Genomic DNA, 20625 nt, shown 5'->3' on the forward strand with positions numbered 1-20625 from the left:
GTATACCGTCTTAAGCCGTTTGTTATAGTCATATAGGTGTGGGTTGAGTCAGCGTGCTTCGACGTACCCTTCCAGCTTGGAGGTGCAATGCGCGCAACGGGTAGCGGCTACAGGAATTTCGGATAGGCAATGTGGACATTCCTTAATCGTTTTTTCCTGAGGAGGTTTTTCTTCCTCTTTGCGTTTCAGCATGTTAATTCCCTTGACCAGCATGAACACACAGAAGGCCACGATCAGGAAGTCCAGCAGGACGTTAATGAACTGCCCATAGGCGAGGACCGCAATCCCTGTTTCTTTGGCCTGTGCCAAAGTCATGCGTGTACCGTCAGCATTTACAGGATCGGCATTTTGTAAAGCTACATACAAGTCTGGAAAATTCATGCCGCCCAGAAGTTTACCAATCGGAGGCATGATAATATCGTTTACCACAGAAGTGACAATCTTGCCAAACGCTCCACCGATGATAACACCGACCGCGAGGTCAATCACGTTACCCCGTACAGCGAATTCTTTAAATTCTTTTATAATACCTTTTCCGCTCATGTGAGTGCTCACCTTCTTTGCATAAAATCATTTATCTATAATACATGCTATGCCAATTGAGGGCAATTCCAAATTGATGTATTGCATTTTGTCACAAAATCACATGTTCATTTGTCTTCTATATGTAAACCAATAATGGAGGCGATGTATCGTGAGTTTAAGATTCAATCACAGTGCAGTGAGTCCTAGTACGTTCAAGGCAATGATGGAGATGGAAAAATATATTTCCGGTCGTTTTACAGACAAAGTATTGTATGAACTACTGAAAATTAGAGTATCCCAAATCAATGGATGTTCCTATTGTCTGGATATGCATGCGAAGGATTTGCTCAAGCTGGGGGATTATGCTGATCACATTTTGCAGCTAGCCTTATGGCGGGAGGTTCCTTTGTTCACGGAAAAAGAACGTGTTATGCTTGAATTAGCTGAAGCGGTCACCCGTATATCTGAACAAGGGGTACCTACGGATTTGTACAATAGGGTCAGAGAACAGTTTACAGAGGAAGAATACGTAGACTTGATAACCGCGGTTAACGTGATTAACAGTTGGAACCGGATTGCGATTGCAACGGGGATGTATCCGGGTATTCTTTAATGAACAGGGGGCTATGCTTTGTCTGGCAAAGAACATAGAATTGAACAACAATCGGTGGATGTAAATCTGGAGGAGCTGTATCAAAGATATCGTAAATATTCTTTTTCCATTGCTTATCGCATGCTTGGAACGGTTACAGATGCCGAGGATGTCGTTCAAGACTGCTTTGTCGAGCTGAAGAATAAGCCCCTGGATGATTTACACAATCCCAAAGCCTATGTAGCCAAAATGACGATGAATCGGTGTCTAAATCTGTTGAACTCTGCACGCAAGCAAAGAGAGACATATGTAGGACAGTGGCTGCCGGAGCCGTTGGGTGAAAGTGCAGATCTTCCTGCGGATTGGTTGGAACGTAAAGATATGATATCTTACGCATTTCTGGTTCTGCTGGAGCAGCTAAAGCCGATAGAGCGGGCTGTTTTTGTACTGAGAGAAGCTTTTCAATATGATTACAAAGATATTGCAGAATTGCTAGGGAAGACTGAGAGCAACTGTCGTCAGTTGTTCAGTCGCTCCCGTCGTATTCTATCTTCGGGAGAATCTGCTCTTGAGGCTCAGTCCAGTCGCAATGTGAACAACTCTTCCCGAATAAAACTACTAGAACGTTTTACAACCGCCTTTCTTGCCTACGATGTGACTGCTATGCTGGAACTACTGGCTGAACAACCTGTATTCGTGTCAGATGGCGGAGGTAATGTGCATACGGTGATGAGACCGATGGTTGTACGCAAAGGTGTTCTTGCCCTGTTGACTTCTCGTCGGGTATTAACCGTTTTACGAGAAAGAGATGTGTTCCACACCGTTATCAATGGCGAGGTCCAGCTGGCGTTTCTGGAAGATGGAAAAGTGAGAGAAACCTTATGTCTCAGACTGACACCGGACGGGGAGCATATTCAGAGTTTTTATTTAATGGTCAACCCAGATAAGCTGGGATACATTCATATAGGACAGAAGAAGTGAATTTGCGATAAAAAGTAATCATTAAAACAGCAAAAACCTTGAATCCTGCTAAGGATCAAGGTTTTTTGTTGTTTTCACAACTGCCGGGCTTGATGAAGAGCCAGATCGCCTACCCAGGGAAGCTTGAGCCACTTGCCTTGTCCCGCGCGAATTAACAGGATGACCCACAATACAAGGCCTGCCAGCGTTAACAGGGAAGCGAGGAAAGGACCGAGTAGCGGAATGAATCCGACCAGCACATGTCCGATCATGAGGGCTACAAAAAGAAGTATGGATTGCAGTGCGTGAAATAATACGAATCGGCTTTTCTTTTCCAGCATGACAAAGGCCAGCGCGCCAATAAAGGCGAACAAATAGCACAGGACAGCTGCTATATTTTCATCCAATCCTGTGGAAGACTTATAGACTGACATGTCAGGCATATCCTCCTTTATAAGAGATTCAAGCTAAGTCTCCGTACTATACAAGCTATGAGGGCAGGATTGAAGGATATGCCCGATCTCGGTAAAAAAATTGGCTCTACACAAAGGATAAGCGGTCAAGCGAATGGATATATTCGAATTTGGCGATAACCTTTTTTTACTTTATTGGTTTGCAAATGACCGATAAAGTGCCACGTTCCGTGGTTGAAAGGCCTCCCATTTGGACTGCGCTTCTGTCGCATCGCCCACAAGCTTCGCAGATTCGATGTTCGACTGCAGCCAGACGAGCTTGCAAATTCATTGAACCACTTCCACCTTACGAATTGCCTGATAGTCTTTCCCGAGAATCCGTTTCGGTTCCCGCCAAACGTTTTAGAAACGTATTTCTCCAGTTTAAGGACAATTCTTCCACTTCGAGAATTTGTTTAATACCCTCGATATGAGCCTTCTCTTGATGCATAATTCGATTGGCAAATGAAACCGTAATTGCTTTCGGATGGCGATGAAGGAGGGATAATCCCTCGGCTTTAGAGACAACTCCCTCTTCCAGAACGCGGAAGTAGAATCCCGTGTAGCCTGTTTGCTGTACCTTCAAGGGCATGTCCGGTACGCCGTACTTGATGGACAACTTGTAGCAAGGCTGTCTCGGCTGGCTAACTTGAACGATAGCTTTGCCAAGCTTAAAGACGTCTCCAATGCAAACGTCGGATTCTAGCAAACCCTTTATCGTTAAATTTTCCCCGAACGCGCCGTAATCGAGCGGTCTCCGCAATTCATTTTCCCAGAACGGATAGTGCTCGTAGGGATATACGCATACAGCTTTCTCTTTACCCCCGTGATGAACTAGATCGCCCTGCCCATCCCCTTCGAAGTTTAGATAAGATAAATACAAATATTCATCTGTGGCCGACTTGAATATCCCCGTAGAAACGTCCTTCTGATTAAACTGGATCTGCTTGGGCATGCCGACATTAAGTGAAAGGATTTTAATAGATGCCATTCGGATCACCCCTACTTCTAAATTTTGGTCAACGATTTTGCTAGATGCTTCTATATACCGCGTTCCTGCATATGTTCGCCCGCCTGAAGCGAGAATTTCTATGATGACTACGCCTTTTTACATTTCGGTAATTCCTCTTTTGACTCTGTTCGTCCCCGTTTCCATTTTACACTCCTCTATGCGCTATTTGCGAATTTTCGATTAGTCTTCGTTAATGGGATAGAGTCCTTTTTGGGCAACTCATCGTTCTGGGAGCGATGTTCTCGTTCGAACATACCCGATCTCGGTAAAAAAAGAATTAGAGAATGTGTATAAAAATACGAAAAAGGCTGAACGAAAAGGATTCGCTCAGCCATTCACACGGTTATGCACAGGTTTTGCACATCTTGTACGCACTTTATCCACCGCACATTACTATTTATCCACAAAAACAGCATGCTTTATGCACAATTTGTGCACAAACTGTAGACAATATAACGATATCTCACACTTTGCACACAGATTGTCCACAAACTATCAACATATTGGGAGTAACTGTGGATATACTTCCGTAATTATCGGTCGCCAGTTTTTAAATGGCGGCGCGGATGTGTGATTTTCCCCATTTTATTCTTGTCATCCTTTTTGGGGATAAGTCGTTCATCAGTACGTCCTTCATGATGATTATCAAAGGCGTATTCGGTCATTTTCCACTCGGAAGTACCCAAAACAACATCAGAGGGAAAATGCTGACCTCTGTGCAAATGCTGTTCATGTCCATCCTCATCAATATAAACACCATCCACTTCTACCTTTTCACCCGAAAGCGGGAGCAAATCCTTTCCTTCGCGTTCCATTGGTATCCCCTCCGTCTGGCTTATTCTTCGTTAATTTGTCCGTACGGAAGGTCTTTTATCCACAAGCTGATGCAAAATATCCTCGGCAATCTGGTCTGCGGGATGAGGCTTGCGAAGCAACTCAATCGCCTGCGTCATCTCTTCGGCAAGAGAGGGGATGGAAATCAGGTCGAGACAATGCTGAATCAGCTCCTCCGTAGTGCGCGCAATACGGGCAGCTCCTTTTTGCTGCAAATACAGAGCATTATTTAGCTCCTGACCGGGCACGGGCTTGAACACAAGAATAGGCAAACCGGATGCAATGCTTTCCGAGAGTGTAATGCCGCCGGGCTTTGTAATCACCAGATTGCTCGCACGCATAAGTGCTGGAACAAAGTCCACGAATCCATAGGTGTAAATGTCCGGGTGGTCTGCATACAGCGCATCCAATTCTGCTTTCAGTTGCTGGTTACGTCCGCAGACGATGAGTAGCCGCAACTGAGGAAGCTGGCTTAATTGCCGACAGATATCCAGTATGCCGGATAGCACACCATAGGCGCCTGCCATTATGAGTAGTGTAGTAGTCTCAGCCTGTTGCGATGGAATTACCTGTTCCTGAACAGGAACTTCGTTAGCAGACATGTTATAAAAAGAAGCGTGAATCGGAATCCCCGTAGCGATAATGCGTTCGATAGGTATTCCCCGCTGGGCGGCTTCCTGCTGGATGTCCTCAGTGGCAACATAGTAGCGGTCAATATCGGGATGCAGCCAGCGCCCATGCAGATCGAAATCTGTAACCACGTTGACAATAGGCAAATTCATTCCCATTTTGCGGCGTAACGCCGGGAGCGCGAGCTGCGGGAACGTATGTATCACGAGATCCGGCAACTCCTTTTTCAGTGTGAGCGTAAGTTGACGCATTCCGAATGAATGCAATACATGGCCAAAGGCCGATTTAGCCTGCATACCGCGCGTGATGTTATAGACCCAGCCGTAAAGCTGAGGAATGGTTTTGAAGCTTTGCATATATACAAATTTGGTCAGACCGTTCAACCAGGGATGAGATTCAGCCATCAGGTCGAGAAGTTGTACCTCGCAGCGTCCGAGTCTTCGCAAACTGTCCATAATCGCCCGAGCGGCCTGCACATGGCCTTCCCCGTAACTGGCGTACAATATTAGAATTTTTGGTGCTGAGACTTCCATGATTGTTTAGCCTCCTATATTCAATAAGCACATTAAAGCTCATTTCAGGAACGTTCCAAGTTGAGGGAGGATACGGCTGGCAAAACGTAGCGCTCCAGCAGTGTTCGCGGATTTTTCCAGCGGCTCACCTTGCTATCTGCTGTAAATACTGCGACTGCGTTCGCTTCTGGCACAAGATAAATTTGCTGTCCTCCATGTCCGTGCGCACACGCATAGTTGATGCCGTGGAGTCGTCCTGTCCACCATTGGAATCCGTAATCTCCGAATTCTGGATAACCTTCAACCTGTCGCTGTGTCGCTTGATGCAGCCAATCGGCCGGAATCAATTCTGTTCCGTTCCAGCTGCCTTGATGAAGGCAGCAATCGCCGAATTTAGCCATGTCACGCGATGTCAGATATAGCCCGATGTGTCCCATGGTGTAGCCCTCTGGATCTTGTGCCCAACCACTTCTCCCGAAACCTAAGGGTTCGAACAGGTGCTGGAGAGCGTACGCATAGGCGTCAATCCCACAACAATGGGTCAGCAGAACGGACAACAGGTGCGAATCAACACTACGATATTGGAATACACCGAGTTGATCCTCCTGTACAGGTAAGCGTAGAGCAAAGGATGGCCAGCTTTTGCTGCGATGAAAACGGTGGATAAAAGCTTCTCCGAGCTTTTTACCCGTTTGCCAATACAAGCCGGATGTCATGGTCAACAGATGGCGAATCGTAATCTGCTCTAGCAGTGTTTCCTTCCGCCTAGGTAAATACTCAGGCAACAGCTTATGCACAGCCGTCTCTGGCCCGGGCATATCACCGCGAGCCATAGCTATGCCGATGAGCGTGGAAGTGAAGCTTTTGGTCGCGGATCGCAAATCGTTCAGAGAGCTTACTTCATGCCCGTTATAATAGCGTTCCCAGATCAGTTTGCCGTGGCGTAGTAGCAGGAAGCTGTGCATTTTAGGAAACTTGGCTTGGATTTCACGGTCTGCCTGATCAAGTAGGGAGACATTGACGCCCTCCTCTTCACAAGTTCCTATGTTCAGGGCAGACATACGGGCAACAGGTGCAGTGAACAGCGGAGCAAAGCGGCTCATCCTTTTCCCTCCTTGTTATGTTTATTTATTTTACCCCAAACACATACACTCCAAAAACCGATAAATAAGGTATACCCCCTATGCAACAGCTGATTGAGTACCCCAAATGACATGATGCGTAAAAGATAGGTAAAATCAATGTAAATTTACTGGAAAGCTGAAAGCTGTATCTGAATATGTTATAATGGGGTAGTGATTCAGCCAAAAGAAAATCGGTTAATAATAGTGTCAGGTACATGCCTTGTATAAGGTGTTCCCGACCTAAGCTGCAATTAGACATACTACTTCACTGCATAAGGACATCAATACTTTTCGGCATTCTCTTCAACGGAGCACTTATTTTCAACGTTTTGGGAGGGAGTTACATGGCAACGAAAGGTCACAATGAAGTTAAGGAAAGTCTGCGGGAAATGACTCGAATTTTCCGGCCTAAGGATCCCAAAAAATTTGTAAAGGAATATGTGCGAAAATACCGGATTACAGGAGGGTATGAGGAAGAGTTGACCATGGTGGTGGAAAACGAACTCGGTCGCATAAATTCTTCAGTATCTTAAAGGGTTCGATTACCGAAAAACTAGAAATACGACTTTTATAAACCGTCTATCCACAGAGGAGACGGTTTTTTTGTGTCCGCCTTGCATACAATGGGATAGGTTTAGTGAATTTGTATGCTCAAAGGAGGCGGATTCCAATAGAGATAGCAATACGAACACCGGAGGAAATCGGCTACATGAGGGAGGCCGGACGTATTTTGGCAGATTGCCATCGTGCGCTGGAAAGTCGTATTCTTCCAGGAATCACAACGCTTGAAATCGATGCTTGGGTGGAGCAGTTTTTAAGCAAGCGCGGAGCTACGCCTGAACAAAAGGGCTATAAAGGTTTCCCTTATGCCACCTGCGCCTCGGTCAACGAGGTGGTATGTCACGGTTTTCCCTCGGAGCGAGTGCTTCATGATGGGGATATTGTGACCATCGACATTGTGGTTAACAAGGACGGTTGGCTAGCTGACCGAGGATGGACCTATGCGGTAGGTAACATTAGCCGCCCGGTAGCACGACTGTTGCGGCAGACCCATAAGGCACTGATGCGCGGGATCGAGGTTGCCCGCCCGGGGAAGACGTTGGGGGATATCGGGCATGCTGTGGAAAAAGCGGCAGGCTGGCGGCGGTTCGGCAACGTCAAGCCTCTGATCGGGCATGGCATTGGCCGCCAAATGCATGAGCCGCCAGAGGTTCTGCACTATGGTCGTCCCAAAACGGGATTACCGCTGCGCGAAGGGATGGTGATAACCATTGAGCCGGTATTTACCCTCGGAACCGAGGGGGCGGTGCTCTGGGGGGACGATGGCTGGACCATTAGCACAGCAGACGGCAGTTGGGGAGCTCAATACGAGCACACGATTGCGATTACAAAGAACGGTCCTTATATTTTGACCTCGTAAAAGAGAGTTGTGCCATAGGGAGTCAATGTGCGGGTCGTTAGCATAAGGCTCTCTAGGTAAGTTTTTTCAGGATGACACATTCATCGTGGTTGTAGAGATTTTACGATAAAGCAACAGATAAATCCCCAGCTCAACAGGCGAGGAAACAGCCATTACAATTCCCGCCACTTTGCCGTCCAGTCCTGGAAAAAAGCAGATACACAGAATAAGCGCGAGAATCGCAAAGCTCACAGAAAACAGCCTACCAATAAAGATAGGTTTAGTATTACCGATTAATATCGACCGTCCTATAAAATATTCCACCCAAGGATAAAATGCAACATAGACAGCCAGTATGCGAAGCAGTCCTCTGGTTTCTAGCAACAGTTCTCCTTCCAATCCCAATACATTCCGTAACACAGGATCACCAGCAAATCCGAAGGAGAGTAACAGGAGTAGCATTGGCGACAGGATAGACAAAAAGCTTAAAAATATCAGCACTTCCCTGCGCTTGGTCGTATAAAATTGAATCACAATTTGATGCAAAGAGCTGCAAAACCAGACAAATAGATTCAGGATTTGCAGTGCTACAGAAAAGGATGCCACGGCCAACAGTGGATCAGTTGTATTGTTCAGCGCAGCTTGGATGGAAGGATTCAGGATAACCAGCACCAGCGCCGAATATAGCAAAGGAAGGTAAAAAGGTAGGAGATGCTTCGCGTGATGGATGGTTTGCTCCGCGTTGTCAGGAGGCAGCTTTCTTTTGAGAACCCGGCCTTCTAAAAAAGTAACGACCAGCTCTATGAGAATACCTGCAATAAAAATGGCGGCACCGACTCGTCCGTCATTCGTCCAGCCAGCACGGATCAAAAACCAGGAAGCAATTAGCATGACGATAATACGTATGGACGAGCTGAATGTCATCCATGCCGTTCGGTGCTTGTTAATAATAAGTCCCTGATATATGTTACGGACAGCTACCAATATGTATAGTAAAGTAAGAACCTGAAATACGCTCTTGGTGGGTTCGACCAATACTGGGGACACACCAAATACATATTGAAAGACCAGATTGCCTACGGGCGTCAACCCGATGCACCAGCCGATGATCAATACAGCCACAGCCACGAACGTACATAAAATACCGATAGAATGAACGGACTTGCGATCATAACCGAATTTCGTGGTCATTTGCCGTACAGCGGTTAACGGAGTTTCCAACAGTAGGCACAAGCTGACGGCGACCGCATAGCTGCTTAATGTAAACGAAGGATGTTCCGAACGAGCAAGCACGGCATTGACGATGACATGCGTTAGTGCAGCAATTAATGACGAAATGCCAAGCGGCACATAAAATGAAACAATTTTATTCAAGTCGAATCCCCCAGTAAACGAATAGTGTAGTGAACGGGTTATCCTATCCAACTTCACTAAACAATGAATATCCTTATTATAGATCAAGATTTGGATCGTCGATATAATAGAGTGCATAATATTGGAAACTAGGAGTGGAACTTACATGAACATCAGGGAAGCAACGATATCAGATGCCGAGGGCATCGCCAAGGTGCACGTAGATTGCTGGAAGACGACCTACAAAGATATAATGCCTGCCCAGGTTCTGGAACAGCTTTCCTATGAGCAAAGAACAGAACTGTGGAATGCGAATCTATCCAGTGAAGACGGTCATCGGGTATATGTTGCTGAAAATGAGAAGGGGGAAATCATCGGATTTGTGAGTGGGGGGCCGGAAAAATCAGGTGAATATCCCCCGTATGGGGGAGAAATAACGGCTATTTACGTTTTGAGTGAATACCATAGTTTAGGCTTGGGGAAGAGACTATTTTTACGTCTGCTTCAACAATTTAATAGTATGGATATTCACTCTGTAATCGTATGGGTGCTAGCAGATAATCCAGCATGTACTTTTTATGAAAGGCTGGGGGCCAAACTTATAGTAGAACAACATATTATAAATATGGGTGGCAAAAATCTGAACATGGTGGCTTACGGTTGGATACTATTCGGATAGAATACGCTTTTGTCCTTCCAAAGCACGAATCGGTGCGATATTTTGCGTAAATTCCAACGTTCCCAGATAGCGGCCCTCTGCATCACGGATGGAAAAATAACGAATGTAGACAAATTTGTCCTTGATTGGAATCCAAAAATCTTCAACATCCTTGCGACCTGCCTTAAAATCTTCCAGCAGCTTCTCAACGACATGCACGCTTTGGGGTGGGTGGCAATTCTGTACGGTACGACCAATGACGGCTTTCGTGCGCGCGAAGATTCGTTCCTTACCATGGGAAAAATAGCGAACAACATCATTTTCATCAATAAAAGTCAGGTCAACGGGTAGATGATTCAACAGTAGTTCCAATTGTTGTACAGATATAATCCCCGTCTCGAATCGCACGAAGCCCTGCGGTGTTCCAGATGTGCCTTCCGTTTGCTCAAGGGCTTCTGCCGGTTCCTCTTCCCGTTCAGGTATCCATTCACGTTCGGGAGCGGTCAGGCAGAACCCGATTTCTTCGCTTTCCCGGGCTATTTTCAGCCACTCATCCTCTGTCAGCTTACTGAGTGCCATCGGTAGCAAAATATTTTCTTCCTTGAATATCATTTCATTCACTTCGCTCATGATATGGGCAAGTGCCTTCCCAATCTGTTCACGATCTCCGTTATATTCGGTGAGCAGACTCTTTGCCTCCTTAATCGCGGCACGAATGCTGTCGTCCACACCCCACATAACTTTGGTTGGGCCAAAAATTCCATAGCGTTCTAGATAAGGAAAGACCAGATTTTCTTTGCGGCTATAGTGCTTGTCGAGATCGAGCAGCAGACTTAAATCTTCCAGTAACTTGTAGATAATTTTGGGGCTGTCATCTTTTTGAAATTGGTCCGCGTGCAATGACAACTTGAAGTTGACCAATCGTTCGATCTCCCGATTTTCCAGCTTGAAGGTATGAACGGGATGTCCCGGTTGTTCCTCTGGTCCTGAAGGACGGTGAATATCCTCAATGGAACCCTTGAATATCGATGTATGCACGGAACAAAGACGCTGCACTTCCGATACGGGAATTCCCTCCTCGGTCATCAATGCATGCTCCATAGCTGAAATTTCCGCTACGCTTACTCCGCCAACAGCCTCTGCGAAACGAGCTTTGACTTCCTCCACGCTTTTCCCGGCATGTAATTCTTTTATAATTTCCTTTAGCGTTTGTTGGCGTTCCGTTAATTCCTGTGCTGTATGTTCACGGTTGTTAATTAGCTCGCTCATGATCGTTAGCTCCTTTATTTTTGAATGGTAAAACCATGTTGCAAAAACGTGCGTTCCACGGTTTCCATAGCTACTTTTTTCATTGCAATACCTTTGGACAGTGTCATAAAACGACCTGCGGTCTGTAACATGCCAGGCTTGGCGATATCGTGAAAACCCAGCTCTACCATAATGTCCTTCACTTCGGGGTAACGGTTAACAAGGTTAAATATGGGCTCATCCCAGTGCAGTATCTTATCCATTTGGTCATCCCCTTGATTGAGAACGTTTATCATTTACAGAGTAGCATAGGTTCTGACGAGCTTTTGTGATTGTACGCACAATTTACATTCAGGTGTTGACAGTTGTAATTCATGGTTTATATACTGTGTATAAAGATATATACAGTAATAACACTGATTACTGTAATAATAACTTCGTATGAAGAGAGAACGAGGTCGTCATTACAGGCAGTGAAGAAGGGATCAGGATATGAAAATGACAATCATCAAGCAGGCATGGAAGATTAACCGGCACGATTTTCGCAACAATCCATATGTCATGCTGTGGACATTGCTGTTTATTGCGTATTTGGGATTAACTATGAGTTTTGCTGTAAGTGTGCAATGGGGTGAACTTGGAAACTTGAGTCCAGTAGCCGATTTTATCATGCTGGTGTTGATTCCGTTTCTCGGATTCATTTATAACCGCCGTGCTTTTAAATATCTTCAGGAAGATTCCTATACGCATATGCTAGCCTTTTTCCGCACCTTGCCTATACCGATGAATGCGGTGATTATGAGTCGAATTCAACAGGCGCTTTTGGCGTTTGTTGTGAACAGCGTAATATTTTTCACTCTATTGTTTACGTTGTCAGCTACGTTTCGGGTATATGCCAGTACAGGTTTCTTTGTATCGTTTGCACTTTCCTGGATAGGCTACGGAATGCTGATTCAAGCCATTTATATTCATTTGGAATTTCTTAAAAAAGGGAAATCCTACTTTTGGCTATCCATTGTCGTCATGCTCATTTGTGGGATAGTTACGATTATAGTTCGAGTATGTGGAGCCAATCTGGTATCGTTAACGGCATTTTATAGCAAGGAATGGCAGCTGTTGTCTCCGGTGATGTGGGGAGCGCTGCTGGCAGGAGTTCTGGGTATGTGGGTGTCCTATAAGGTGACACAGCGTAGACTTATGAAACGGGACTTAACTTAGGGGTATGTGTACAAAGATAGATAAAAAGGGGGGAGAAGCAGGTGAATATACCAGTGCAAATTGATGAGAATAGCGCGGAACCGCTGTATGCACAAATTGAAAAGCAACTTCGTTCACTCATCGTAACCGGACAGATTGCAGCGGGAACGCTGCTTCCCTCCATTCGGGAGTTTGCAGGGACGCTCCGCTGCAGCGTCATCACCGTCCGGCGGGTCTATCAGGATTTGGAGAACGAGGGCTTGCTTCGTACCCGGCAGGGGACGGGCACCTTCGTAGCTCTGGTTGAGGATGATAAGCGCTCAGGTTACCGCCTTAAAGCAGTGACCGAGGCGTTGGAAACCGCGATTGACACAGGCATTGCTGTGCAGATGACAGAACAGGAATTGTTAGTGCTTTTCGCAGAAATGGTGAAGAGAAGGTATGAAGTCCAAGTGAAGGAGTGACGCCCGTGAAGAACGAAGTAAATCATCATGTGGAAGTTCCTATGGGGATACAGATAAAAACACCCATTATTGAGATGAGCCAAGTCTATAAAACCCGAGGTAACCGGGAAATTGGACCGATTAATCTAACCATTGAACCGGGATATGTAGTCGCTTTGGCTGGACATAACGGATCGGGCAAAAGTACATTGATTCATCTGCTGACTCAGCTTATCCACCCGGATTCCGGTGAAATCCGTTGGTTCGGTCAAGCGTATCCAGACGGCATGCCGGCAGATACACGACAATGGGTTGGGTATATGTCAGAGCAGCCAAGCCGTGAGGAAGATCAACTCACGGCAGAAGCAGCAGCGGCTTTTCGAGCCTTGTGGTATCCCGGCTGGGATGAAACACGTTTTCAGCGTCTGATGGAACGATTTCAGGTTCCTCAGCATACGAAATTATCGCGGATGTCTAAGGGAGAGCGCCGCAAGTTTGAACTGGCTGCAGCCTTGGCGCCTCATCCCCGTTTGTTGCTGCTGGATGAGCCTTCGTCAGGTTTAGACCCTTTTGCCTGGAAAATCATGCTGGAGGAACTGCGGGATTGTATGGAGAACGGCAAAACAACGGTTATTATTGCTACTCATATTATAGACGAGATCAAGCGTTTGGCAGATTATATTGTCCTGATGCATGATGGCAAGCTGCTCGGCAAGTTGGAAAAAGACCATTTGCTCGAAAATAGCAAAGAAATGTGGTTTGAAGGCACGCCAGAGGAGGCATCGGAGCTTCCGGGAGTGGTAGAGACGGAGAGCGAAGGCGGATTGCAGCGAATTGTAACGTTGGCAGCCGGAGAGACCAGCGCCATATTGGAACAAGCGGGCATTCGCCCTATCCGTGTGCGGCGTTTGGAGCTGGATGATATTTTAATACATTGGTCTGCTGGACAACTATCAGAAGATGCGGAGATATACACGCAGAAAAAAGGAGCGGAGTAATCATGAGCATGCTGCAATTGAAAGAGGTCGTGAAGCAATATGGGAACCACACGGCGGTGAACGGAATTTCGCTGAATGTGAATGGCGGGGAGATTTACGGATTACTGGGAGGCAATGGAGCAGGCAAAACGACAACGATGCGCATGGTGCTCGGCCTGATTTACCCTGATGGAGGAAGCATTCAATATGAGGGAAAGCCCTACAGCAAGGAGCTTCAGCGGACGATGGGCTATTTGCCTGAGGAGCGTGGACTATACCCCAAGGTGAAGGTGAGCGAGCAAATTAACTATTTGGGCAGGCTGCGCGGCATGTCGGCCAAGGAGGCGGACAAAAGTCTACGCTACTGGCTGGAACGCTTTGGAGTGCCGGAATACTACGACAAGCGGATTGAGGAGCTATCCAAGGGGAATCAGCAGAAAATGGGCTTTATTGCCGCTGTTGTGCATCGCCCCACGCTGCTTATTTTGGATGAGGCCTTCAGTGGGCTTGATCCGGTGAACGTTGAATTGCTTAAGGATACGGTGAAAGAGCTGCGGGACGATGGGGCTGCGATTTTATTCTCGACCCACCGCATGGAGCATGTGGAGGAACTGTGCCGCCATATTACGATCTTGCATCGCTCAAATACAGTTGTGCAGGGAAGTGTGCAGGAGATTAAGGGCCGTTACCCACGTGAAAAAGTTCGTCTCATTACTACAGGTGAAGTGAATGGACTGGAGCAGCTGCCCGGCGTGCGCCGTGCAGAGCCTATGGATCGCGGCTGGATGCTGCATATTGAGCAGCCGGATGCGGCGAAGTTGATTTTACAAACGGCGTTGGAGCAAACGGATGTAGAGCATTTTGAGATCAAGGAACCTACGCTGAACGAGATTTTCATAAGAGAGGTGGGGGATTCCCATGAATAGACTGGGTACGGTGATCGGTTTTACGTTCCGTCAGAAGGCGAGAACCAAATCTTTTATCATTACAACGCTGGTACTGGCCTTGCTCATTACGATTGGTATGAATCTGCCGTATTTGATTTCTTTGTTTAAAGGAGATGGGGCAGGAGGTTCGGGCACAACGGCAGCCGAGCATCATCGCTTGGGACTGATTGCTGGGAGCCGGATAGAAGTGGCAAATCAGCTGGAGCAATTCACCAAGGAGCAATCCAACCCGGCAGCCATCTGGGTGCGTTATGACAGCGTACAAACGCCGGCCATGCAGCAAGCCTTGAAAAACGGGGAGCTGCAAGGTTACGTGCAGTTCACGGAGCCTGCCGCCAAGGGAGGCGCGTTTCCTAAAGTGGAGTATGTCTCTGTAGAAAAAGAGCCATCTCCTGCTGTAATTACATTGTTGCAGACGGGACTTCAGGAAGCTAAGGTCAAAGCCATTATGGGCGGCAATGCATTGACCAGCGATCAAATTCGTGAAATTAGCACACCTGTATTGGTGGATAGCAGGGAAGTAGACGGTCCGTCTGAGGCAGGGGGAGCCGTGGGGACAGAGAAAAAAGAGACCTCTATGATTAACTATGGTTTGGTCTATGTACTGATGATTTTATTCTTCACCTCCTCCATGATGACGGGGAATATGATTGCTGCAGAGGTGACATCGGAAAAAAGCTCACGTATCATGGAGATTCTCATCACAAGCGTCTCACCGTTGACCCAGATGTTCGGAAAAATTATCGGCATTTTCCTGGTCGGCCTGCTGCAAATTGCTGTCTTTGCAGCCGTTGTATGTGCCAACCTTATGCTGCCGCATAATAATGTCATTCTTAGCTCAGCTGGGCTGGATCTGTCGCAACTGAATATCGCAGTGTTGGGCTATGGTCTGGTATTCTACATCCTCGGCTACTTTCTGTACGCAGTATTGTTCGCTGCGGTGGGTTCTATCGTTAGCCGTACCGAGGAGTTGGGACAGGCGATCATGCCGATTACCGTGTTGTCACTGGCAGCCTTTTATATCGGTATCTTCAATATCGCCGCACCGGATACGATTTTCGTAAAGGTGGCCGGGTATATCCCATTTTTCTCGCCGACTGTCATGCTGTTGCGGATTGGTCTGGAGCGGGCGAGCCTGCTGGAAATTTGGCTGTCACTTGGTATACTGGTCGTCTCCATTTTGTTGTTCGGTTGGCTGGCCGCCAAGATCTACCGTACGGGCGTCTTAATGTATGGCAAACGTCCTTCATTCAAAGAGTTAAGAAAAGCTATGAAGGCTTACAAGATTTAAATTTTTTAATTGCGGTGTGAGTGTGTGGTGTCATAATTAGTGAGAATATTTTCATAATTAATGAGAAAACTTTTTCATAATTAATGAGAAATGTATATTTATTCATAAATATGCATTTCTCTATTGGAATTAGCTTGTATGCATCTGAGGAGGAGAACACGATCTTTAAACTGACTAGAGAACATGGGCTTACGATTGGGAAAATCAAGAACAAAGAGAATGTTACTAAATCGGCGCTTGCTTCGTTGAGAATAGGAGTTAAGTCATATTTTAAAACATATCAAGTAGCCTCGGATAAGCGCGTAGTTAAGGATATGTACATTGAAAAAGACCATCCCTTTTATGAAGACTCAATGGAACGTATTGCTTTGTTCTGTGAAAATACAGATTATCAGGAAGTGTATCTGCAATGTGTATTCCATTTCCATCATTTTTTTGAGCTATTATTGAAGGATATATTAGGAAGTGTTCATCCTAAGTTAGCCTATAAGGTAAACCTAAATGGGGACAACTCATCTACTATCCTTGATGTTCTCTTGAACAAAAGACCTTATGACTTAACAAGTGATAATACTGCTGAATTTATGACTTCGCTAAATCGAGTAATCAGCTTAATGAAACTTGAAGGTGACACCAGTAGTATACCTGTCATATCAAAAATTATTAGTGATAATAAGCAGACCTTAGTAGATCTAAACCAGTTAAGAAATCGTGTCTGGCATAAAGGCGTGTATGTACTACGTTTAAATGAGTTGGATCAGTTTATTTCTCAAAATGTATTTCCCTTAGTAAATAAGTGCTTAGAATTCAGTGATTATAATAAACTTGAATCCTATTGGAAATATAAAAAATCTACATTAGACCCGATAAATGAAATAATTAAATCCGGTCAAGAACAAATCGATTACGAGCGTATTGCTTTTTTCAAAGCATATGGGCTTGCATGTTACACTATTCCTATCTGGAAATTTGACCTGGATCAAATCGAAGAAAGAGCAAATGCTATCGTAAAGGCTATAGATGATATGGATGTTACTACTTGCTTCGTTTGCAATATGGAAACCCTTCTTGTCAGTACAGAAACCGACTTTGATACAGACGAAGAGGGAGCGCCTGTGAGTATATGGGTTAAATCTATTGGTGCTGAGTGTCTGAATTGCTCACTAAAAATTTCACCTGATATTGGAGAGCCACAATCTCATGGTGTTGATTGCGACATTTTATGGAGGTTTGAAGACGTTTTGACCGAAACATAATTAATTGTTTAAAATATGTGGCTAGATGTTATTGTCAGCTAGTCCCGGTTCTAATAGTAATGAAACAACGACCGTTTCTCAATATAGAAGAACGGTCGTTGTATTTTATGAATAAATCTAATAACACAAATTGTTAAAGCGAGTGGAGAGTATTAATTAGAGTTTTGAAATTTCGTAATGACATCAGGTGTAGAATTTCAGCTTCTAATCCATCAAAATAGTTTGGTGCATTATCGCTCAAGTAAATGATTAGTTACAATATAGTAAGGATATTTAACTTGTTGATTTATTATAATCCCTTTCATAAATTTTAATGGACCAGTGTTCTCTCTAAGACCCAATACTTGGAATGATTCAAGAACCTAGGGTTGAATCTTTTTTGTTTCGTAATATGGCTAAGTTGGTTATCCGTCTTACTGGGAATTTGGCCTTCAGCAATTGCTATCAGATCAGATAAATAAATTTAAGATAATTAGGAAGGAATTTCTATATTCGTGTCGAATAAATAATACAAAATACCTAAAATATATGGAGGGATATAGTATGTTGGACACGGTTGATGAGATTGAAGAACTAATGAATAGCATTGTAGATACAACAAAGGACTATAAAAATGGAAAAGTTATGAGTAAAGATCACGTAGAAAAATGGATCGAACAGTTCAATGAATCGAGTCGTTTGACCATTTTGAAAGAAATAGATCATATTTTAAAGAAACATTATGTTTCAAAGGAACGTACTGCTGAATTCATGGAACTCCTTATAAACAAAAAAGAAATCGTAGGAGACTTTAAAACGAACTATCCCGCTGTAAGCTTTTTAGAAATTCAGAGAAAAGGAGAAAGTCAAAGAGAATTGTTAGAATTACTTGGCGATACAATGGAAGAGAAGTTTGATATTAAATTATCAGATTGTGGCAAACAGCCCAATACATATATTTACTTTGATGATTGTATGTTTTCTGGAAACACGGCATTTTGGGATATTAAGAAATGGGCTAATGAAAATGAAATACAAAATGTAACTCTACATTTAGTGTTTTTAGCAATGTACAACAGTAATTATAGCTATTTAACTAGGAACCTAAAAAGTCTATTTAAAGGAAAAAACGTAGAATTTAAATTTTGGAGAATTCATGAGTTTTCTAATAATGCATTTAATTCGAAAGAATATCTTTGTTTATGGCCGACTGAGCATAAGGGTGATGATGTTCATGTAACAAACTTCAGAAAAGCGATGGAAGAACAGCGGGAGCAAAAAGGGAATAGTAGATTCCCATTATTTCGCTCTGAAACTTACCCTACTAGTGAGACACTTTTTACTTCGAAGGAGGCTCGAGTTGTTGTTGAACAAGCATTTCTAACGCATGGAGCATACCTTTATACGTTTACTAATAACCCTAGTTTTAAACCCATGGGGTATTCATATTTTTCAGATTTGGGTTTTGGTTCATTATTCGTAACCTATCGAAATATTGCAAATAATAGCCCTTTAGTGCTATGGTGGGGTGACATTAATCAGAAACATCTCAATCAATGGTACCCTCTCTTTCCGAGAAGAGTTAATTAGAAGAAATGGAGGATTGATGGTGTCTAATCCAGAAAAAAAACTATACTCTAGGCAGAATTCAATAGTTTTCAAAAAAACCAAGGAGCCATATGGAGCAATGTCCAATATGGCTCCTGGTTTTCCAATCTCCATCAATGGAGTTAAAATTCTGACTTCTGAAGCATTGTATCAAGCTTGTCGATTTCCGCATCTGCCTAATGTACAAAAAGAAATAATTAGCCAAAATAGCCCAATGACTGCAAAAATGATAAGTAAACCATATCGTAACCAATCAAGGTCTGATTGGAATGAATCAAGAATTAAAATAATGCGATGGTGTCTTCGTGTAAAACTCTATCAAAACTGGTTGACATTTTCTGAAGAACTAAAACAAACAAGAGAATTACCTATTGTTGAAGAATCGCACAAAGATTCCTTTTGGGGAGCAATTCCTGATGATGATTCTAATTTGTTCGGTACAAATGCTCTAGGTAGATTACTAATGGAATTGAGAGAAGAAGCAAAACAAATAGATAATGAAGTAGTGCATATAAACACGCCTAAAATTGATGATTTCTTATTATATGGGAAACCTATATCAACGATACAGTGTAGACTAAGCCTTAAAAAATCTGAGAAAGACCATAGTAAAAAGCCGAACGTAAATGAAGTTACACAAACATTGTTGTTTGAAGAATAAAAAACTGACTTATACAACTATTGAACTAAATAAGGTGAGTTTCTCTTTATAGCCCTTCACTATCGTATAGTGATTGCCTTTTTTGAAACCGAATAGTATCAATAATCCTCTAAGTCTATGTTGATATCTAGGGTATGCCCATGTTTTCGAACTAAAGTTTTAAAATAATTTTTGTTTGCCTTAAGTATATCTAAAAACTTCTACTTCTGCTTCTGGGCATTCTGGAGCAGCGCATCATAGTTTCATCATGATTATGCCCTAAGCGCTGTTTTCCCCTGAGACAGATCATCCTCCTTCAAGAATGCTACAGGCTCTTTTGAATGATATGCCGTTAAAGTAATTGAATGATATCTTCATGTAAACACTTTGGACAATTAGTAGAACCCTTTTCATCAGATATTAATTTCCAGTACTTTTGGGGAGTTTTCACTCCTTTACATCTAGACTTTTATGTTTCTTATACTACGTTTTTTAACCAATTTAAACGTTTAAACGCTTCAATGATACATCTAAACAAATGGTTTAAAGACTTTCATCTCTTTTATATACTTACACTGTTAAAATAAAACACTAAATATTACAATAAATTGAGTAAACTCATATATAAATGTATTATCTATAAAAATCTGTGCTTAGTGAACAAGGAAAATATAAAGCTATAGACTGATGTTGTTGATTCTACGTGGTTTTCAAATGCTAAAATCGTCTGCCTATCATAAATAAGTTTTAAAGTATTAGACTGGGTTCGTTAATTTGACGCGGTTTCAGAGTTTGAATTAGTTCAGGTATTAGAAAATAAGTTTTAGATTGACCCCTATATATACACTGGCGGCAGCCCTGAACGAGAAAATAAAGTCTTATACTGCCGTTGCTTTGTTGAATTAACGTTCCCCGTTAGAATTCCTGTAAAACGAATAATCTGGTCTTTGCACAAAAACGAGCGCCTCGGTACGATGGGGTTACGTCA

22 protein-coding genes and 1 pseudogene are annotated in these 20625 nt (G+C 43.8%); 13 read left to right on the forward strand and 10 right to left on the reverse strand.

The features are described 5' to 3' along the window. Positions 1 to 48 precede the first annotated feature (48 nt). Positions 49 to 543: a large conductance mechanosensitive channel protein MscL gene (mscL, locus tag NLX78_RS15160; protein WP_061831079.1), complete on the reverse strand. Its 495-nt coding sequence runs from the start codon at positions 541 to 543 to the stop codon at positions 49 to 51. Between the two features lie 151 nt (positions 544 to 694). On the opposite strand from mscL, the gene NLX78_RS15165 reads away from it, so the two are divergent. Both NLX78_RS15165 and NLX78_RS15170 read left to right on the forward strand, forming a co-directional pair. Further along, positions 695 to 1138, forward strand: a complete 444-nt coding sequence (locus NLX78_RS15165) for a carboxymuconolactone decarboxylase family protein (protein ID WP_254350845.1) — start codon at positions 695 to 697, stop codon at positions 1136 to 1138. A gap of 18 nt (positions 1139 to 1156) precedes the next feature. Further along, positions 1157 to 2098, forward strand: a complete 942-nt coding sequence (locus tag NLX78_RS15170; protein WP_254350846.1) for a sigma-70 family RNA polymerase sigma factor — start codon at positions 1157 to 1159, stop codon at positions 2096 to 2098. Between the two features lie 74 nt (positions 2099 to 2172). Here the strand turns inward: NLX78_RS15170 and NLX78_RS15175 are convergent, their stop codons facing one another. The 6 genes and pseudogenes from NLX78_RS15175 to NLX78_RS15195 form a co-directional block, all read right to left on the reverse strand. After that, positions 2173 to 2511, reverse strand: a complete 339-nt coding sequence (locus NLX78_RS15175) for a DUF4870 domain-containing protein (protein WP_254350847.1) — start codon at positions 2509 to 2511, stop codon at positions 2173 to 2175. A 115-nt stretch (positions 2512 to 2626) separates the two neighbouring features. Next, positions 2627 to 2726, reverse strand: a pseudogene (locus tag NLX78_RS26910) (YggS family pyridoxal phosphate-dependent enzyme); the annotation flags it as partial. Positions 2727 to 2836: 110 nt separating this feature from the next. Next, the gene (locus NLX78_RS15180; protein ID WP_061831083.1) at positions 2837 to 3520 is read right to left on the reverse strand and encodes an MOSC domain-containing protein; all 684 of its coding nucleotides are present in this window, start codon (positions 3518 to 3520) and stop codon (positions 2837 to 2839) included. 554 nt (positions 3521 to 4074) lie between these two features. Further along, positions 4075 to 4356, reverse strand: a complete 282-nt coding sequence (locus NLX78_RS15185) for a hypothetical protein (RefSeq protein WP_061831084.1) — start codon at positions 4354 to 4356, stop codon at positions 4075 to 4077. A 30-nt stretch (positions 4357 to 4386) separates the two neighbouring features. Next, positions 4387 to 5538: an MGDG synthase family glycosyltransferase gene (locus NLX78_RS15190; protein WP_254350848.1), complete on the reverse strand. Its 1152-nt coding sequence runs from the start codon at positions 5536 to 5538 to the stop codon at positions 4387 to 4389. Between the two features lie 44 nt (positions 5539 to 5582). After that, complete coding sequence (locus NLX78_RS15195) at positions 5583 to 6620, reverse strand: serine hydrolase domain-containing protein (RefSeq protein WP_254350849.1); 1038 nt, start codon at positions 6618 to 6620, stop codon at positions 5583 to 5585. A 365-nt stretch (positions 6621 to 6985) separates the two neighbouring features. Here NLX78_RS15195 and NLX78_RS15200 point away from each other — a divergent pair, with 365 nt between their 5' ends. Both NLX78_RS15200 and map read left to right on the forward strand, forming a co-directional pair. After that, positions 6986 to 7174 carry a hypothetical protein gene (locus NLX78_RS15200; protein ID WP_007428354.1) on the forward strand — a complete coding sequence of 63 codons (189 nt, stop codon included), beginning with the start codon at positions 6986 to 6988 and terminating at the stop codon, positions 7172 to 7174. A gap of 104 nt (positions 7175 to 7278) precedes the next feature. Then, on the forward strand, positions 7279 to 8061 hold the full coding sequence (gene map / locus NLX78_RS15205) for a type I methionyl aminopeptidase (protein WP_235307130.1): 783 nt from the start codon (positions 7279 to 7281) through the stop codon (positions 8059 to 8061). A gap of 66 nt (positions 8062 to 8127) precedes the next feature. On the opposite strand, the gene NLX78_RS15210 is transcribed toward map, so the two are convergent. Continuing rightward, positions 8128 to 9414: a hypothetical protein gene (locus NLX78_RS15210; RefSeq protein WP_254350850.1), complete on the reverse strand. Its 1287-nt coding sequence runs from the start codon at positions 9412 to 9414 to the stop codon at positions 8128 to 8130. Between the two features lie 145 nt (positions 9415 to 9559). Between NLX78_RS15210 and NLX78_RS15215 the strand changes: the two genes are divergently transcribed. Continuing rightward, complete coding sequence (locus NLX78_RS15215) at positions 9560 to 10072, forward strand: GNAT family N-acetyltransferase (RefSeq protein WP_254350851.1); 513 nt, start codon at positions 9560 to 9562, stop codon at positions 10070 to 10072. Here NLX78_RS15215 and NLX78_RS15220 read toward each other — a convergent pair. Further along, complete coding sequence (locus NLX78_RS15220) at positions 10061 to 11320, reverse strand: DUF438 domain-containing protein (protein ID WP_254350852.1); 1260 nt, start codon at positions 11318 to 11320, stop codon at positions 10061 to 10063. The genes NLX78_RS15215 and NLX78_RS15220 overlap by 12 nt on opposite strands. A 14-nt stretch (positions 11321 to 11334) precedes the next feature. Continuing rightward, positions 11335 to 11562 carry a DUF1858 domain-containing protein gene (locus tag NLX78_RS15225; RefSeq protein ID WP_061831090.1) on the reverse strand — a complete coding sequence of 76 codons (228 nt, stop codon included), beginning with the start codon at positions 11560 to 11562 and terminating at the stop codon, positions 11335 to 11337. 235 nt (positions 11563 to 11797) lie between these two features. On the opposite strand from NLX78_RS15225, the gene NLX78_RS15230 reads away from it, so the two are divergent. The 8 genes from NLX78_RS15230 (at position 11798) to NLX78_RS15265 (ending at position 19658) form a co-directional block, all read left to right on the forward strand. After that, positions 11798 to 12517, forward strand: a complete 720-nt coding sequence (locus NLX78_RS15230) for a hypothetical protein (protein ID WP_483311681.1) — start codon at positions 11798 to 11800, stop codon at positions 12515 to 12517. Between the two features lie 41 nt (positions 12518 to 12558). Then, positions 12559 to 12960 carry a GntR family transcriptional regulator gene (locus NLX78_RS15235; protein ID WP_013308618.1) on the forward strand — a complete coding sequence of 134 codons (402 nt, stop codon included), beginning with the start codon at positions 12559 to 12561 and terminating at the stop codon, positions 12958 to 12960. A gap of 41 nt (positions 12961 to 13001) precedes the next feature. Continuing rightward, positions 13002 to 13937 (forward strand): ATP-binding cassette domain-containing protein, encoded by a 936-nt coding sequence (locus tag NLX78_RS15240; protein ID WP_254327005.1) that lies wholly within the window; start codon positions 13002 to 13004, stop codon positions 13935 to 13937. Positions 13938 to 13939: 2 nt separating this feature from the next. Continuing rightward, on the forward strand, positions 13940 to 14842 hold the full coding sequence (locus tag NLX78_RS15245) for an ABC transporter ATP-binding protein (protein WP_069291013.1): 903 nt from the start codon (positions 13940 to 13942) through the stop codon (positions 14840 to 14842). Beyond that, the gene (locus tag NLX78_RS15250; RefSeq protein ID WP_254350854.1) at positions 14835 to 16154 is read left to right on the forward strand and encodes an ABC transporter permease; all 1320 of its coding nucleotides are present in this window, start codon (positions 14835 to 14837) and stop codon (positions 16152 to 16154) included. Before NLX78_RS15245 ends, NLX78_RS15250 begins: the two co-directional genes overlap by 8 nt. An 83-nt stretch (positions 16155 to 16237) precedes the next feature. Continuing rightward, positions 16238 to 17410 (forward strand): hypothetical protein, encoded by a 1173-nt coding sequence (locus tag NLX78_RS15255; protein ID WP_254350855.1) that lies wholly within the window; start codon positions 16238 to 16240, stop codon positions 17408 to 17410. 543 nt (positions 17411 to 17953) lie between these two features. After that, positions 17954 to 18979, forward strand: a complete 1026-nt coding sequence (locus NLX78_RS15260; RefSeq protein WP_254329008.1) for a phosphoribosyltransferase-like anti-phage protein — start codon at positions 17954 to 17956, stop codon at positions 18977 to 18979. A gap of 16 nt (positions 18980 to 18995) precedes the next feature. Beyond that, positions 18996 to 19658 (forward strand): NADAR family anti-phage protein, encoded by a 663-nt coding sequence (locus tag NLX78_RS15265; RefSeq protein WP_302057391.1) that lies wholly within the window; start codon positions 18996 to 18998, stop codon positions 19656 to 19658. Positions 19659 to 20625 lie beyond the last annotated feature (967 nt).

The organism is Paenibacillus sp. Lou8.1 (genome assembly GCF_024213565.1).
GTDB classification, from domain to species: Bacteria; Bacillota; Bacilli; order Paenibacillales; family Paenibacillaceae; genus Paenibacillus; species Paenibacillus polymyxa_B.

Coding starts and splice junctions, on each gene's coding strand:
- NLX78_RS15180 (WP_061831083.1), bottom strand. CDS start 3,520: ATGGCATCTATTAAAATCCTTTCACTTAATGTCGGCATGCCCAAGCAG.
- NLX78_RS15245 (WP_069291013.1), top strand. CDS start 13,940: ATGAGCATGCTGCAATTGAAAGAGGTCGTGAAGCAATATGGGAACCAC.
- NLX78_RS15230 (WP_483311681.1), top strand. CDS start 11,798: ATGACAATCATCAAGCAGGCATGGAAGATTAACCGGCACGATTTTCGC.
- mscL (WP_061831079.1), bottom strand. CDS start 543: ATGAGCGGAAAAGGTATTATAAAAGAATTTAAAGAATTCGCTGTACGG.
- NLX78_RS15220 (WP_254350852.1), bottom strand. CDS start 11,320: ATGAGCGAGCTAATTAACAACCGTGAACATACAGCACAGGAATTAACG.
- NLX78_RS15260 (WP_254329008.1), top strand. CDS start 17,954: ATGTTGGACACGGTTGATGAGATTGAAGAACTAATGAATAGCATTGTA.
- NLX78_RS15175 (WP_254350847.1), bottom strand. CDS start 2,511: ATGTCAGTCTATAAGTCTTCCACAGGATTGGATGAAAATATAGCAGCT.
- NLX78_RS15200 (WP_007428354.1), top strand. CDS start 6,986: ATGGCAACGAAAGGTCACAATGAAGTTAAGGAAAGTCTGCGGGAAATG.
- NLX78_RS15250 (WP_254350854.1), top strand. CDS start 14,835: ATGAATAGACTGGGTACGGTGATCGGTTTTACGTTCCGTCAGAAGGCG.
- NLX78_RS15185 (WP_061831084.1), bottom strand. CDS start 4,356: ATGGAACGCGAAGGAAAGGATTTGCTCCCGCTTTCGGGTGAAAAGGTA.
- NLX78_RS15195 (WP_254350849.1), bottom strand. CDS start 6,620: ATGAGCCGCTTTGCTCCGCTGTTCACTGCACCTGTTGCCCGTATGTCT.
- NLX78_RS15190 (WP_254350848.1), bottom strand. CDS start 5,538: ATGGAAGTCTCAGCACCAAAAATTCTAATATTGTACGCCAGTTACGGG.
- NLX78_RS15215 (WP_254350851.1), top strand. CDS start 9,560: ATGAACATCAGGGAAGCAACGATATCAGATGCCGAGGGCATCGCCAAG.
- NLX78_RS15265 (WP_302057391.1), top strand. CDS start 18,996: ATGGTGTCTAATCCAGAAAAAAAACTATACTCTAGGCAGAATTCAATA.
- NLX78_RS15255 (WP_254350855.1), top strand. CDS start 16,238: ATGAGAAATGTATATTTATTCATAAATATGCATTTCTCTATTGGAATT.
- NLX78_RS15225 (WP_061831090.1), bottom strand. CDS start 11,562: ATGGATAAGATACTGCACTGGGATGAGCCCATATTTAACCTTGTTAAC.
- NLX78_RS15240 (WP_254327005.1), top strand. CDS start 13,002: ATGGGGATACAGATAAAAACACCCATTATTGAGATGAGCCAAGTCTAT.